14 protein-coding genes are annotated in these 15,571 nt (G+C 60.8%); 12 read left to right on the forward strand and 2 right to left on the reverse strand.

Annotated features, from left to right (window positions below; genetic code table 11):
* Positions 1–90 precede the first annotated feature (90 nt).
* The 9 genes from BKX98_RS02110 (at position 91) to secA (ending at position 11,563) form a co-directional block, all read left to right on the forward strand.
* The gene (locus tag BKX98_RS02110; protein WP_038990548.1) at positions 91–462 is read left to right on the forward strand and encodes a chorismate mutase; all 372 of its coding nucleotides are present in this window, start codon (positions 91–93) and stop codon (positions 460–462) included.
* Positions 455–1,519, forward strand: coding sequence for a hypothetical protein (locus tag BKX98_RS02115; RefSeq protein ID WP_073705998.1), 1,065 nt, complete (start codon positions 455–457; stop codon positions 1,517–1,519). Before BKX98_RS02110 ends, BKX98_RS02115 begins: the two co-directional genes overlap by 8 nt.
* A 136-nt stretch (positions 1,520–1,655) precedes the next feature.
* Entirely contained in the window at positions 1,656–2,336 is a 681-nt protein-coding gene (mtrA, locus tag BKX98_RS02120) for an MtrAB system response regulator MtrA (RefSeq protein ID WP_038990547.1), read from the forward strand.
* Positions 2,333–4,153 (forward strand): MtrAB system histidine kinase MtrB, encoded by a 1,821-nt coding sequence (gene mtrB, locus BKX98_RS02125; protein WP_073705999.1) that lies wholly within the window; start codon positions 2,333–2,335, stop codon positions 4,151–4,153. The genes mtrA and mtrB overlap by 4 nt, the downstream gene beginning before the upstream one ends.
* Positions 4,153–5,856 (forward strand): LpqB family beta-propeller domain-containing protein, encoded by a 1,704-nt coding sequence (locus BKX98_RS02130; RefSeq protein WP_073706000.1) that lies wholly within the window; start codon positions 4,153–4,155, stop codon positions 5,854–5,856. The genes mtrB and BKX98_RS02130 overlap by 1 nt, the downstream gene beginning before the upstream one ends.
* A gap of 69 nt (positions 5,857–5,925) precedes the next feature.
* Entirely contained in the window at positions 5,926–6,714 is a 789-nt protein-coding gene (locus BKX98_RS02135; RefSeq protein ID WP_083586588.1) for a ComF family protein, read from the forward strand.
* Between the two features lie 169 nt (positions 6,715–6,883).
* A complete protein-coding gene (hpf, locus tag BKX98_RS02140; protein WP_038990704.1) occupies positions 6,884–7,582 on the forward strand; it encodes a ribosome hibernation-promoting factor, HPF/YfiA family in 699 nt (232 codons plus the stop codon).
* Between the two features lie 20 nt (positions 7,583–7,602).
* Positions 7,603–8,775: a winged helix-turn-helix domain-containing protein gene (locus BKX98_RS02145; protein ID WP_073706002.1), complete on the forward strand. Its 1,173-nt coding sequence runs from the start codon at positions 7,603–7,605 to the stop codon at positions 8,773–8,775.
* A gap of 133 nt (positions 8,776–8,908) precedes the next feature.
* A complete protein-coding gene (secA, locus tag BKX98_RS02150; protein ID WP_073706003.1) occupies positions 8,909–11,563 on the forward strand; it encodes a preprotein translocase subunit SecA in 2,655 nt (884 codons plus the stop codon).
* Here secA and BKX98_RS02155 read toward each other — a convergent pair.
* Together BKX98_RS02155 and BKX98_RS02160 are read right to left on the reverse strand one after the other, a co-directional pair.
* A complete protein-coding gene (locus tag BKX98_RS02155; protein WP_073706004.1) occupies positions 11,560–12,084 on the reverse strand; it encodes an Rv3235 family protein in 525 nt (174 codons plus the stop codon). The two genes, secA and BKX98_RS02155, sit on opposite strands and share 4 nt — an antisense overlap.
* Before the next feature lie 41 nt (positions 12,085–12,125).
* Positions 12,126–12,851, reverse strand: coding sequence for a LysM peptidoglycan-binding domain-containing protein (locus tag BKX98_RS02160; RefSeq protein WP_143180995.1), 726 nt, complete (start codon positions 12,849–12,851; stop codon positions 12,126–12,128).
* 122 nt (positions 12,852–12,973) lie between these two features.
* Here BKX98_RS02160 and BKX98_RS02165 point away from each other — a divergent pair, with 122 nt between their 5' ends.
* The 3 genes from BKX98_RS02165 (at position 12,974) to BKX98_RS02175 (ending at position 15,534) form a co-directional block, all read left to right on the forward strand.
* On the forward strand, positions 12,974–13,534 hold the full coding sequence (locus BKX98_RS02165; protein ID WP_073706006.1) for a hypothetical protein: 561 nt from the start codon (positions 12,974–12,976) through the stop codon (positions 13,532–13,534).
* 90 nt (positions 13,535–13,624) lie between these two features.
* On the forward strand, positions 13,625–14,290 hold the full coding sequence (locus BKX98_RS02170; RefSeq protein ID WP_158024647.1) for a hypothetical protein: 666 nt from the start codon (positions 13,625–13,627) through the stop codon (positions 14,288–14,290).
* Positions 14,287–15,534: a P-loop NTPase gene (locus tag BKX98_RS02175; protein ID WP_073706007.1), complete on the forward strand. Its 1,248-nt coding sequence runs from the start codon at positions 14,287–14,289 to the stop codon at positions 15,532–15,534. Before BKX98_RS02170 ends, BKX98_RS02175 begins: the two co-directional genes overlap by 4 nt.
* The last annotated feature ends 37 nt before the right edge of the window (positions 15,535–15,571 follow it).

Raw genomic sequence — 15,571 nt, forward strand, 5'->3', positions numbered from 1 at the left:
ACCGCGGGCATGCCCCGGACACGGATTGGCACCGTGTCCGGGCACGTCACCTTGTGCGCAATCCGGCATGTGAACCCGTAAACTGGTGCCATGAACGAGCCGAAGAACACTGAGACCACCCAGTCATTCGACCCGCACGCGAGCTCGTTGCAGGGCGAGGTGAAGAATGAAGTCCTCGAAGAGCTGTACGCAATCCGCGGCAGCATCGACAACTTCGATGCCCAGCTGGTCTTCCTCTTGGCCGAACGCTTCAAGGCGACCCAGCGCGTCGGAATCCTCAAGGCCAAGCACCAGCTGCCGCCCAGCGATCCGAATCGCGAGAAGGCGCAGATCGAGCGCCTGCGCGCCCTCGCCCACGAAGCGCATCTTGACCCGGAATTCGCCGAGAAGTTCTTGAATTTCGTGATTTCTGAAGTCATCCGCCACCACCAGAACATTTCAGACTCGCACAACAATGCCTGAGCAAGAACTGCAGGTCGCTGAACGCCGCGATGTCCACGCCACTGCCTTCTGCCAGTTCCCGGGCACCGACCCGCTGGCCATCCATGAAGTGGTGCGCGGCGAGTTGGGCGAGCCCAACCTCGCGGTCTTCCCGCAGCTGCCCGACCGCGGTGTCGGTGCGGACGCGGTAGGCCGCAGCGCCGCGCTGCTGGCTGACCTCGGCTTCGATTTGCAGCCGCATGGCTGGAGGATCGGCGTCACCGACGGCATCGATGCCCGCCGGGCGCGCAGCATCCTGCGCAGCGACGAGAACCTGCTCGCCGATGTTCTGGGCGCCGAAGCCCGTCCTGCCCAGCGGCTCAAGCTCACCCTGCTCGGACCGTGGACCCTGGCCGCCAGCCTGTACCTGCCCAACGGGGAGCGCGTGATCAGCGATCACGGGGCCCGGCGCGATGCCATCGAGTCCTACGCCCACGGAGCCCGCGAGCAGCTGGACCGCCTGGCCCGCATCACCTCGCTGGCCGACTTCACCATCCAGCTTGATGAGCCGCTGCTGGGCGACGTGCTTGACGGCACCATCAGCACCGCCAGCGGCTACCGGACCCTGCGCTCGATTCCGCGCGCCGAAGTGCGCAGCTCCTATGAGCAGTTCCTCAAGGTGCTCGGCGGCGATTCCCAAGGCCAGCGGGTTGCCTCGCTGCTGAACCTGCCAACCCAGGACGAGCACTGGATTAAACGGGTCGATCTGCTGCACCAGGCCGGTGCCGGCGCGATGGTCATCGACCCTTCCGGCCTGACGCACCGCAAATGGGAACGGGTCGCCGGGCTGGTCGAAGGCGGGGATCGCGTCTTCTTGCAGGTGCTGGCCCCTTCAGAGCGGGCCCCGGGTGTTGTCGAGGCGGTGAACTCCATCCTGCGTCCATGGCGCCAGCTGGGATTGGGACTGGGTCAGCTCGGGGCGCTGACCCTGATGCCGCGCGGGGATTTCTCCCGCAGCAGCTCGGCCCAGGCCATCGAGAACCTGCAGCGGCTGGCCAGTTATGCCCAAGCGTTGGAGCAGACACGCGTCGATGCCTAGCCAACGCCCTGATTCCTGCCGGTCACAGCGGAAAAGGGCCGTTGATCATGTATCTTAGGAATAGTGGGGTAGCGGATCTACCCGGTTTGGCCAGTTGGCGGAAAACCTCAGACCTACGGTTTCAGGGGGACATGGGATGAAGGCCCGGATTTTAGTCGTTGACGATGACGAAGCGTTGTCGGAAATGATTGGCATTGTGCTGCAAAACGATGGCTTCGATGCCTCGTTCTGCTACGACGGTTCCGGCGCTCTCGAAGCGTTCCGCGAAGCCAATCCGGACTTGGTGCTCCTTGACCTGATGCTGCCAGGCATCGACGGCATCGAGGTCTGCAAGCAGATCCGTGCCGAATCCGATGTTCCCGTCGTAATGCTCACCGCCAAGTCGGACACTGCCGACGTGGTCCGCGGCCTGGAATCCGGTGCCGACGACTACGTGCCCAAGCCTTTCAAGCCAGCTGAACTGGTAGCCCGCGTGCGTGCACGCCTGCGTCCGAGCGAAACCCACGCCGCAGAGACTTTGCAAGTTGGCGAAGTATCCATCGATGTCGCCGGCCACCGCGTGACCCGCGGATCCGATGTTGTTTCGCTGACTCCGCTGGAATTCGATCTCCTGGTGACCATGGCCCGAAAGCCTTGGCAGGTCTTCAGCCGCGAGCAGCTGTTGGAAGCGGTCTGGGGCTACCGCCATGCGGCAGATACCCGCCTGGTGAACGTCCACGTGCAGCGCCTGCGCTCGAAGATTGAAATCGATCCGGAGAAGCCGCAGATCATCCAGACCGTTCGCGGTGTCGGTTACAAGGCTGGTTCGGCAAGTTGAGTTCGCACACGTCGGCCGGTACAGAGTTGGTTCCGGTCGATGTGCATGTCCATTCGCAGTCCAAGCCCGCGCGGTGGAGCAATATCGAGCAGTGGATCAAGCGCCCGTGGCACACGGCCAAGCTGCGCTGGCAACGCCACCTGCTGTTCCGCACCGTCATATCGACGCTGCTTTTCACCGCTTTGGCCCTGGTTGCGGCAGGCGCCTTCCTCTCCAACCAGATTGCGTCCACGCTCTACGAGGAGCGCGTCAACCAGATATCCAAGGAATCCGAGCGCGGCTTGACCCAGGCGCGCTCGATTCTTGAATCGGCATCCACCACCGACCGCGCCTCCACCCAGGCCCTGGTGAATTCCACCTTGGCTTCGCTGGAAGGCGATGGCGCAACCGTGGTGCGCGATTTCGTGCTGATGCCCATTGCCGGCGACCAAAGCCTTTATGTCGGTCCGATGGCTTCCGGTTCGCTGACCACCCGTGTGATCCCCGGCGATCTCGCGGAGCGGGTTGCAGGGGAGCAAGGCATCTATTGGCGTTCCATTGAACTGGGGGCCGATAACGCAACCAAGCCCGGACTCATTGTCGGCACCAAAGTCCTGATTCCGCCTGGCCGCGAATACGGTTTGTACCTGGTCTATGACCTTTCCAGCGTGCAGGACACCCTCGAATTCATCAACCGCGCAATGGCTTTCACCGGCCTCATCCTGCTGGCTGTAGTAGGCTTCGTCGCGTGGTCGGTGGCCCGCACAGTGGTCCGCCCGGTGGCCGATGCCGCCTACGTTTCGGAGAGGATTGCCTCCGGTGATCTGGACCGGCGAATGAAGGTCGCAGGCAAGGACGAGGTGGCCCGATTGGGTACTGCCTTCAACCACATGGCGCACTCGCTGCAAGAGCAGATCACGGCGCTGAATAATCTCTCGGCCATGCAGCAGCGCTTCGTCTCCGACGTCTCGCATGAACTGCGCACCCCGCTGACCACCGTGCGCATGGCGGCCGAAGTGATCCACGATGCCCGCGAAGACTTCGATCCGCTGACCGCGCGCTCGGCTGAACTGATGTACAACCAAATCGAGCGTTTCCAGCACCTGCTCAACGACCTGCTGGAAGTATCCCGCTTCGATGCCGGTGTTGCGGTGCTTGACCGCGAATCCACCGACTTGAACGTCATTGCCCGCAAGGTCATTGACATCGCCACCCCGGTAGCCGATGAATACGGTTCGCTCATCCGCCTGAACGCGCCGAGCGAAGGCTGCGTCGCAGAGGTTGATCCGCGCCGGGTCGAGCGCGTCATCCGCAACCTGGTGCTCAACGCGGTGGAGCATGGCGAAAGCAAGCCGATCGACATCACCATCGGATCCAACCAGAACGCGGTAGCGGTCACCGTGCGGGACTACGGCATCGGCATGACCGAGGAAGCATGCAACCATGTCTTCGACCGATTCTGGCGTGCCGACCCCGCCCGTGCACGGACGACCGGAGGCTCCGGCCTCGGCCTGTCCATCTCCATGGAAGACACCCGGTTGCACGACGGCCGGCTGGAAGCATGGGGCAAGCCGGGCATCGGATCGGTGTTCCGCCTGACCTTGCCGCGCAGCGAAGGCCTGGAAATCGTGTCGTCGCCGCTTCCATTGGAACCGCCAGTTCCGGAGAGCCTGGCTAGCGTCATACTGGGGGACAGCTTCCCGCTGACCGGCGAGGTGCCGAAGATCGGGTATACCCCGCTGGTTCTCGATCCGGATATGGATGAGGAACAGCTGCATGATGATGTCACCGATCCGACCCTGGGCAGCAGCGAACAGAAGAAGGAAGGGGAGAACTGATGAGGAAGAGAATCTTTTCCAGCCTCGCCATCATTCTCTCAGCGGCGCTCGCGCTCTCGGGCTGCGCTTCGATTCCCAGGACTTCCACTGTCCAGCAGATCGAGGCCGAGACCGATGCAAGCGGCGCCGAAAGCTACAGCTACGCGGCGGAGGGGCCTGCAGCAGGTGCTGACGCGCGGGCCATCGTCGAAGGTTTCGTCGAGGCAGGCCGCTCGGTATCCGAGGACTACGCGGTCGCCCGCGAATTCATGGACGCGCAGCTGAGCAACACCTGGCGTGGCGACACGCAGACGCTGATCTACGATGCCTTCAACGTGGTCAACGGCGCGGATGCGAACCAGTACACGGTTCAGCTCGAAATCACCGGCGAAGTCGATGAGCATGGCGTGCGCACCAACTACCCGGATCATTCCACCCGCGCCGTGGATATCGAGGTCGCCAAGGTGGACAATGAATGGCGCATCACCAAGGCTCCGGACGGCACGATGCTCGAAGCCTCGACGTTCACCAAGATCTTCGCGGCGCAGACCCTGTACTTCTATGACGCGAGCTTCGCCTACCTGGTACCCGACATCCGCTGGTTCACCTCGGGTTCGGGCACCACCACCTCGATGGTGGAGGCCTTGCTGGACGGCCCGGCGCCGTACCTGCAAAATGCCGTCATCTCCGCTTTTTCAACGGCCAGCGAGCTGGTGCGTTCCGCGGTGCCGGTGCGCGATGGCGAAGCCACCATCGACTTGAATTCCAATACCTTCGCGGAAGCCACCGACCGGAGCATCCTGCTGATGCGCCAGCAGCTGGAAACCACGCTGACCGGCCTTGCCTCGGTGGACTCGGTCAAGCTGCTTCGCGAGGAAAACGAAGTCAACCTGTCCACCGAGGACACGAATATCGAGCCGGCGAAGGTCAACCCCAGCACGCAGGATACATTGATCGGCATTTCGGACCAGTACCTGGTCTACGTCAAGGGGCTGTCGATCATCCCGGTGGGCGGGGTGCCGGATATTTCCGGCTACGACCCGCGCGACCCGGCCATGTCCCCGGTCGGCAATCGCTATGCCTTCCTCAATGGCCGCCGCACCCAGCTGTGGGGCATCGACGACAGCGGCCAGCTGCGGCTTTCGCTGGAAGGCCAGGAGCTGATCCAGCCGTCAATGGATCTGGCCGGCTGGACCTGGACCGCGGATAACGGGGCATCCACACCGATCAGGGCGGTCCCCGCCGACACCGAAATGAAGGGCGAGGCCCGTCCCATCGACGTGGCCTGGCTGGAAGGCGCCCAGATCGATTCACTGCGGATTTCCCGCGACGGCGCGCGGGCCCTGATCGTGGCCACCGAGGGCAACAGCACTTCGGTCTACGTCGCCGGAGTGATTCGCGATGCTGAAGGCGTTCCACGCGGGCTCACGGATTCGCCAATGAAGATCTATCCAGAAGTACCGGTTAACACCGCATTATGGGATTCCGACAGCTCCATCATCGTTGCCGAGCTCGGTGATGACGAAGCCGTTGAAGCGGCTCAGATTACCTTTGAAGGCGGCAGCGAGCACCTGCAGCTGCTGCTGGGCATGGTCGGCATCGCTACCGGGGTCGGCAACCGGCGCGAGGTATATGCCGAGACCAATGAAAAGCTGTATACCCGGGTCGGAAACTCATGGCATGAGCTTGACGATTTCGCCCAGGATGTCGCCTATCCAGGTTAAGCCGGGGCCGGTTCCACAGTTCGCCGGCGGCTAGTCCGGCCCAGTCGGATCATCCGCCATTCTGGCCGCATGGAGATTCCCCAGGAGTATTTGCGCTTCCTTGATGAGCTGTGCTGCAGCCGATCCCTGCGCTGGCTGGGATTCGGCACCAGGGAACTTGCCAACTTCCTGCTGCCCGCCAGTTGCGCGGTCTGCGGCCGAGCAGATTTTCGGCTTTGCTCCGAATGCCGCAGCGAGATCCAACGCCAGCTGAGCCTGCCGCCATTGCCCGACAACCAGCATCTCTACGTCGAGCTTCCGGCGCTCGGGCTGCAGCTCCCAGTGACGTCTTGCGGCACCTACGGCAAGGCGCTGGCTCGCGGATTACTGGCCTACAAGGACAAGCAGCGCTACTTCCTGGGCGCCGTCTTCGCCCCGTATCTGGCTGCCGCGCTGAACGCGGGGTGCATCCCCCAACGTCAGAACCTTCCTACTCTGGTGGTGCCGGTGCCCAGTTCCCTCAAAGCCACGGCGCAGCGAGGATACTCGCCGGTGATGACCATGCTGGAGCACGGACAAGCACGGGGGCTGCTCTCGGCAGCTCTCCAGTGCCGTTCGCTGCTTCACTACCGCCTGGGTTCCGCGCTGGGAGGTGCGCAGAAAACCAAGAGCGGCTCAGACCGGCGCGGCGGCCAAACCCACTTCGTTGCCGAGCGTGCCAGCACCATAGGCCAGCCGGTTATCCTGGTCGACGACGTGCTCACCACCGGTTCTACCTTGCGGCACGCGGCCATGGCCTGCCATGAGGCAGGATATGACGTCACCTGCGCCGTCGTTCTGGCATTGACGAAACCGCCCAATACCGGCCCTGAACAGTGATTACGCTAAACGCGATCGGAATTTGTGGGCCTGGATACTTGAATCTTGGCCACGGTGGCATAAGGTGAAGTATGGGTTGCATCACAGATGCAGCGAAAAGCCCATCTTCAGTCCGGAAGGATGGATCTTTCGGACTGTTGTGTCACCCGACTCTCTATTGGAGGACACCATGGAGCTGAACTACAGCGGACGAAACATCACCATTTCGGATCGTTTCCGTGAGTATGTTGATGAGAAAATCACCAAGGTCGACCAGCTGGCCACGAAAGTGCAGCGCATCGACGTCAAGGTCCTCAAAGAAGCACATGCTCGTGATCAGAGCACTGCACTGTCCGTTGAGTTGACCGTTGTTGGCCGTGGTCCAGCAATTCGAGCCGAGGCTCGTGGTGCAGACAAGTTCGCGGCTTTCGACATCGCGTTCGCCAAACTGCTTGAACGCCTGCGCAAGGCCCGTGATAAGCGCAAGGTCCACCGTGGCAACCACACTCCTGTAGCTGTCCACCAGGCAACTGGCAGCCTGCCAACTGCATCCAGCGGCAAGACGCTGGTTGAAGAAACCATTGAAGCCCAGAAGGCCGCGGAAGCTGCCGAAGCAGAGGCCAACGCCGAGTACTCGCCAGTGGTCATCCGCCGCAAGTCCTTCCCGGCTGAAGTGATGAGCGTGGATGACGCTGTGGATCGCATGGAATTGGTCGGCCACCCGTTCTACTTGTTCATCGACGAGGCCACCGGTGAGCACGCTGTGGTCTATGGCCGTACCCAGTACCAGTACGGTGTCATCACCCTGGACCCATCGCTGAACGCCAACGAAGAAGCCACCAAGGAAACTCGTGGCTATCGTGATAAAGCACTGGCTGCCGAAGGCTAGTCATCGCAACTGCAATTAGCATGGGCGGCCAACGCAACCTCAGCCTCTCACAGGCACGGAGAGTCGCGTTGGCCGCCCAAGGCCTGTCCAAAGGCAGGAAAGAACAAGCTGTCACCGCACGGAAAATCGCCACTGCCATTAGTGGCATTGCGCAATTGCAGATTGACTCGGTGAACGTGGTTCGCCGGGCCCACTACATGCCGATGTTCGCCCGGCTCGGCTCTTATGACACCGGCATCCTGGATCAGCTGTTGGCCAAGCCGCGCAGCCCGATCACCGAATATTGGGCCCATGAGGCTTCGGTGGTCAGTTCCGAGCTGATTCAAGACCTGCGCGTATGGCAGCGCCGTACCTGGGTAGACCGATCGGACGGGTTCTCCGCAGAACAGCTGGAGCTCTCGGATCGCGTCCTTGACTATTTGTCCGAGAATCCCGGCTCCAGCGCACGGCAAATCAGCCGCGCGCTGGATGTCGCCCCGGTCCAGGAAAAATCGCATTGGGGATGGAACTGGAATGACACCAAGTTCGTCACCGAATCGCTTTTCGCCCAGGCCAAGATCCTCTCGCTGGGACGCAACTCCCAGTTCGAACGCCGTTACGCACTGGCGGCGGATGTCGTTGGCGAGCAAGGAGAAGTTGATACGCCGCACCGGCAGGAAGCCCTCGCCCGTTTGGTCGCCCGCGCCATGGATGCCCTGGGGATTGCCACCGCTCACTGCGTCGCAGAATACTTCCGGCTGCCCATGCGCGCTGCCAAGGAAGAGCTCGCGCGGCAAGCGCACGACGGGCACGTCGAAGAAGTGGCCGTTACCGGCATCTCCGAGCCCTGCTACCTGCAGGCCGGGACCAAGATCCCGCGCAAGGTCGATCACGACCTGCGTTTGCTCTCGCCTTTCGACTCGATGGTTTTCAACCGCCGCCGGCTGGAAATGTTCTTCGGGTTCGAGTACCGTATCGAAATCTATGTGCCGGAAAAGCTGCGCCGCTATGGCTACTACGTCTTCCCGATGCTCTACGGCGAAGAATTCGTGGGTCGAGTGGATCTGAAAGCCGACCGGGCCAAGTCGGTGCTGCATGCTAAGCAGGTGCACTACGAACCGGGCATCGATGCCGGCATCGAACCTGAATTGCGAGCCGAGCTGGATCGACTAGCGCGCTGGCTGGATCTTGGAGAAGTGAAAATCGGGCTGTGAAAGGCCTGTTGCCCGGATCGCCGTTCGCTATAAGAACAGTGCAAACGGGATTGAAATAGACAAATGCGCTGTTTTCCTCACGTAGACTGAAGACGCCAGAAATTACTGTGCTTGAGATATTGGGAGCTACCACGTGGCATCATTGCTAGAACGTATTTTGCGTACCGGCGACAAGAAGACCTTGAAGACTCTTCGTAAGTACGCCGACACGATCAATACGTTGGAAGTCGAAATTCGCGAACTTTCGGACGAAGAGCTCAAGGGTGAAACCGACAAGTTCCGCGAACGTTTGGCTAACGGCGAGACGTTGGATGGCCTGCTCCCAGAAGCTTTTGCAGTGGTCCGCGAGGCCTCGGACCGTGTCCTTGGCATGCGCCACTTCGATGTCCAGCTCATGGGCGGCGCCGCCCTGCACATGGGAAACATTGCGGAAATGCGCACCGGCGAAGGCAAGACCCTGGTAGCGACCGCACCGGCCTACCTGAACGCCTTGACCGGCAAGGGCGTGCACGTGGTGACCACCAACGACTTCCTGGCCCAATACCAGTCGGATCTGATGGGCCGCGTCTTCCGCTTCCTCGGCTTGAGCTGCGGCTGCATCCTTTCGAACCAGAAGCCTGCCGAGCGCCGCAAGCAGTATGAAGCCGATATCACCTACGGCACGAACAATGAATTCGGCTTCGACTACCTGCGCGACAACATGGCGTGGAGCAAGGACGAGCTGGTCCAGCGCGGCCACCACTTCGTCATTGTCGACGAGGTCGACTCCATCCTCATCGACGAGGCCCGTACGCCGCTGATCATTTCCGGTCAGGCCTCGGGCGACGTGAACCGCTGGTACACCGAATTCTCCAAGATCGTTTCGCGCCTGAAGCGCGAAGACGATTACGAGGTCGACGAGAAGAAGCGCACCATCGGCGTGCTGGAGACGGGCATCGAAAAGGTCGAGGACTACCTCGGCATCGACAACCTCTATGAAGCCAACAACACCCCGCTGATCGGCTTCTTGAACAACGCCATCAAGGCCAAGGAACTGTTCAAGAAGGACAAGGACTACGTCGTGGTCAACGGCGAAGTCATGATCGTCGACGAGCACACCGGCCGCGCGCTGCAGGGCCGCCGCTACTCCGAGGGCATGCACCAGGCAATCGAGGCCAAGGAAAGCGTTGAGATCAAGGCCGAGAACCAGACCTTGGCCACCGTGACCTTGCAGAATTACTTCCGCATGTACGAGAAGATCTCCGGGATGACCGGCACGGCGCAGACCGAGGCCGCTGAATTCATGAGCACATACAAGCTCGGCGTGGTGGAAATTCCTACCAATAAGCCTGCTATCCGCATTGACCAGTCGGACTACATCTACAAGAATGAAGTCTCCAAGTTCAACGCTGTGGTCGAGGACATCGCCGAGCGCCATGCTACCGGGCAGCCGATCCTGGTGGGCACCACCAGCGTCGAGAAGAGCGAATACCTCTCGCGCCTGCTGTCCAAGAAGGGCATCCGCCACGAGGTGCTCAATGCCAAGCAGCACGCTCGCGAAGCTGCAGTCGTCGCGATGGCCGGCCGCAAGAACGCTGTCACCGTTTCCACCAACATGGCCGGCCGCGGTACCGACATCATGCTCGGCGGCAACGCGGAATTCCTTGCCGTGGCCGAGATGGAACGCCGCGGCCTGGATGCCGAGAACAACCCGGAGGAGTACAACAAGCTCTGGGACGAGGTCTTTGCCAAGGCCAAGGAAACAGTTGCCAAGGAGGCGAAGGAAGTTGCGGAGCTTGGCGGCCTGTATGTGCTGGGCACCGAGCGCCACGAATCACGCCGCATCGACAACCAGCTTCGCGGCCGTTCCGGTCGCCAGGGCGACCCGGGCGAATCGCGCTTCTACCTGTCGATGACCGATGACCTGATGCGCAGGTTCAACTCCGGCATGGCCGAACGCATCATGAACAACCCGTCCATGCCAGATGATGTGGCGCTGGAATCCAAGATGGTGTCCCGTGCCATCGAATCCGCCCAGGCCCAGGTGGAAGGCGTCAATGCCGAGCAGCGCAAGAACGTGCTGAAGTACGATGACGTGATGAACCGCCAGCGCGAAGCGATCTACGCTGACCGCCGTTCCATCCTGGAAGGCGGGGACCTCGAAGAAAAGGTCGGCAATTTCCTCGAGGATGTCGTCAAGGCCATGGTCCTGGAAGCAACCCAGGTTGGCGGCCCGGACGAGTGGGAGCTCAAGCAGCTGTGGACCAACCTCAAGCAGTTGTACCCGATTGGCATCACCATGGATGAAGTCATCGAAGAGGCTGGAGGCGTGGGGCACCTGTCCGCGCAGTTCCTGGAACGCGAGATCCTCTCGGATGCCCAGTACCAGTACGAAGAGCGCGAGAAGCTGGTAGGTTCCTCCACCATGCGTGACCTGGAACGCCGTGTTGTGCTCTCCACCATTGGCCGCAAGTGGCAGGAGCACCTGTACGAGATGGATTACCTCAAGGAAGGCATCGGCCTGCGTGCCATGGCCCAGCGCGACCCTCTGGTCGAGTACCAGCGCGAGGGCTACACCATGTTCCAGACCATGATGGAAGGCATCCGCGAGGAAAGCATCGGCACGCTCTTCAATTTGGAGATCCCCACCGGCGCCGAAGCGGCCGCCGCACCGGTGATCGACGAATCAGCGAAGCCGAAGAACCTGCAGTTCACCGGACCGGATGAAGATGGTGAAGCCAGCACCACCCGCGCCCAGGCTTCTTCGAGCAAGAAGAAGACCAAGAACAAGAAGGCGAAGCGCAGCTAGATCAGCTCCATATCCGTCACCTGCCACCGTCCGTGCCAAGGCTCAATTTTGAGGGCCACGGCACGGACGCGGTATTTAAATCCCAGGATAACTGTGCATTCCCAAGAGCCCGACAAGCAGCGATCCAGGTGCAAGGAGATGATCTGGCCGTGCGCTGTGCCCGGCAGCGGTTCGAGCGTGTAGCTCGCTGTTTCCAGCAGGGCACGTCGCCGGAGCTTGGCGATGCACGAAGGCTCCATCACGAATGCCAGCTGATTGACGGTACGATAACCGGCCACGATTTCGAACACTGCACGGGCTACGGCGTGGGAAATTTCTATGATCGCCCGGTGCTCGGTACGGTAAACGGCCGAGCGGTGGAAGATATTGTCCAAGGCTCGACGCAGGTGCGCCGGCGCTTGGCATGGGTCGGTTTCCGGAACGGTTTGCGCCGGGATCGGCTCGGTGTGATTGGCAGCGTAGACGCCTGGATTGTAGTAGCTGGTGTTGGCGCTACGCGGGCTGATGGCTATGGTGCTCATGATGACTCCTCAGTGGATTCGGGCGATGGTCGTGATGGCGGCTAGCTCGCTGGCGGCAGTTCAAGCACTGTGCCGATGCGCAGCAGGTCAGGGTCGGCGCCGATGGTCTTTTTGTTGTGCTGGTAGATCTTGGGCCAATAAGCGGAAATCTCTTCCACGGTGGCCTGCGCTCCCAGATGCTCAGCGGCAATGCTCCACAGGTTCTGCCCTTCGGCGACCACCACTTCGTTGCGCTGCACCGCGCGTTGGCGAGGATGGTTCGTGCCTGGGGATACGAGCGGGCTCAGCGGAACGCTCATGGCTTCGGGGAACCACTGCGGGCTGGGTACCGAGGTCTGCTGGCGGACCGGATAGCTGGCCAGCTCGTGGTTGGCTCTGTCGCTCGCCGGGGACTGTGCCAGCGAAGCTGGCAGGGGCTCGCCCGCATAGGCAACGGCAACCGAGGAGAAAGCAATTGAGGTTCCAAGCATTGAGCCGAGGATCCTCTTGCTCAGTCTGGGTGCGAATCGCTGGAAGAACCGCGTCAATTTCAGTTTCTTGTGGGTGAACGCCCAGCGGATCAGCTGGGCCAAGGCCATCCGCAGCAGGTACAGCGCGAGCAGGGTGAGGAACGAAAAGCTGACGAGAAGCCTGATGTAGTCAGCTGTGGTGCGCTGGTCGCCCACGGATTGGACGTAGCCGGTGATCCACTGGATTCCCACATAGATAATGACCATTGATGCTGCCGAGAAGAGCAGCAGCATGAATTTTCGTCGCTGGCGAGACACCTATACCATCTCCTTAAATGAGATTTGATGTCATTTGATAATGTTTGATTTTTATAGTTGCACTTAGAGATAGTTTTGTGAATAGGGTTACGCAAAAATGTTTAGTCTCGTACAGTTGGCGCATGCGGTGGGATTCGCTGTTCGATGACTTGGAGGCTCAGCTAGCTGAACAGAGCCGAGCGCAGTTGCGCGACGAAATTGCCGAAAACGTCAGGGCCGAACGGGCGACTGCAGAACTTTTGCCCACACTGATGCGGTTCCATGGACGTGAATTGTGCCTCAGGCTGGCCGGGGGAACGGAGCTTCGCGCAAAGCTCGGTCCATGCGCCGCAGACTATATCTGCCTTGAAACAGAGCAGGCGCAGTGGGTCGTCCGCAGTGCCGCAGTAGAGTCCTTCTCGCTTCCGCAGGGGCGCGTCACTGCTGCGGGACAACGCGCACCTGGCAGCGCGGTGAAGTTTTCCACCGTTCTGCGTGGGATGCTTCGGGATCGAGCTCGATGCCACGTTTTTAGCCGCGCGGGAGGCTCATTGGCTGAAGGAACGCTGACGCAGGTAGCCAGGGATTTCCTGGTAATTCTGGTGCATCCTCGCGATGAATTCGCCAGAGCGAAGCAAGCCTCATCGCAATTGCTGATACCACTCGATGCCATCGGATGGGTCGAAGCGATCAACCTCTCGTAATCCACAAGTGCGCTAGAGGTCTTTCCAGCAGGCCCAACTTGTCGTAGGCTCACCATCCATAAGCACCCATGCTGGCGGAAGGTCAATGCCTTGATCACAGAACAGATCGCCCAGGACACGCGGACAAACACTGCATCACGTGTGCGACGGCCCAGCTGGAAGGACCCGCGCTTAGCACTCGGTGCCGTGCTCGTGGTCGCGTCGGTTGCAGGAACCGTGTACTTGGTCGGTGAATTGCATCAGACCTCGACGGTGTACGTGGCCAGCACGAATATCACCCTTGGCGAGAAGCTGACAAACGAGAACATGAAAACTCAAGAAGTCCAGCTTGGCGGAACGCTTGAAAACTATCTGCACACAAATGCGGAGCTCGGCGAGGAAGCCCGCGCGAATACCTTTATCAGCGCTGGGCAATTGATACCTGTCACCTCAATTACGCACAGCGACCTCGGATCGCGCAGGCCGGTCAATGTCGAACTCCCGGCAGACCTCTCTTCTTCGATCACGCCAGGCAGCTTCGTCGACGTCTGGATTGCCAAGCGTGAAAGCAGCGGTAACACCTACGGAATCCCGGAAAAGCTTTCGTCCATGGTCGAAGTCGCTGCACGCGTTGAGAGCGGCGGGGGACTGGTGGGAACCCATGGCACCAACCTGGAACTGCTGGTCGAACCTAACCAACTCGAACCGCTGCTCCAGGCGCTGGCCAACGAGTCGAGAATCATCGTCGTCTACAACCCGGCAGGAACCGCGCAATGAGCATCTCGGTCGTGGTGCTCGGCGACCAGGAGAAAATCGTCCGGCAAATAGAAGGCTACCGTGGCGAACTGATGGTCACCCGGGCTTGCGCCGATATCGCTGAAGCCATCGCTGCCTGCGATACCGGAATGGCTGACGCGCTGATCATCGCGGACGCCCAACTGGTGCCACCCATGGAACAACTCGATGCGCTCTTGCTGCAGCAGACAGCAGTGGTGCTGCTCTTTGACCGGCCTGAAAACTGGCAGCCTTTGCCAGACGTTCTGCATTTGCCGGCCGCTTCAGCCATGGCCGAGCTCGAAGGACGCATCAGAACCGCTGTTCAGTCCCTGAATCATGCCGGAGCCGACGCCGCGCTCGGCGGATTCGAGCCGGAGGACTATGGCAACGGGCAAAGCGGCCGAATCGTCAGCTTCTGGAGCGCCCCAGGGTCTCCCGGGCGCAGCACCGTAGCACTGAACTACGCAGTGGAAGTTGCAGCAGCAGGAAAAACCGTGGTGCTTCTTGACGCCGACACCTATGCCGCCAGCATCGCCATTCAATTGGGGCTCATGGACGAGTCGGCTTCAATCGCGCAGTTATGCCGCGCCATCGACGCCGGTACTTCGGATGTGGCCCGGCTCGACGCCGCATGTTCCCTGGTCCAGGTCGGGGAGGCGACCATGCGCGTGGCTACCGGAATTCCACGTGCCAGCCGGTGGCCCGAAGTCCGTGCCTCGGCGCTGCGTCGAGCTGCGATGCTGCTCAAGGTCCACTACGACTATGTCGTACTGGATTTGGCTCCGTATACTGAACTCGACGAACAGCTCAGTTTCGATACTCAAGCACCACAGCGCAACGCTGTCACGGTGGAGATGCTGCAGTGCTCCGATGAGCTGTTCATGATCGTGCGCGCCGACAGCCTGGGAATTCCGCGTGCGCTTCGGGCCATCGACGAACTTGACGAAGCGCTGCCCGGACTGAAGCCGAGAATAGTCTTCAATCGGGTGGGTTCCAGCAGCACCGGACGCAACCCGAAACGCAGGTTGATCGAAGCGTGGGACAGGTTCGGTCCGACCCACGACGTCGCCGGGTACCTGCCCGAGGACCATGCCGTGTGCAACGCGTCTGTGCTCGGTGGAAGTCCGTTGCTTGAAATCGCCCCAAAGTGTTTATTGCGTACGGAAATACGGGCTTTGGCGGGCATAAAATCCACGGATTCAGCCAAGAAACGGAATAGTCGTCGAATTCGCACCGAAGCTTGAACCGCAGAGTTGAAAAACGAGTAATGTGGGTAAAACT

This window comes from Glutamicibacter sp. 0426 (genome assembly GCF_001906485.1).
Taxonomy (GTDB): domain Bacteria; phylum Actinomycetota; class Actinomycetes; order Actinomycetales; family Micrococcaceae; genus Glutamicibacter; species Glutamicibacter nicotianae.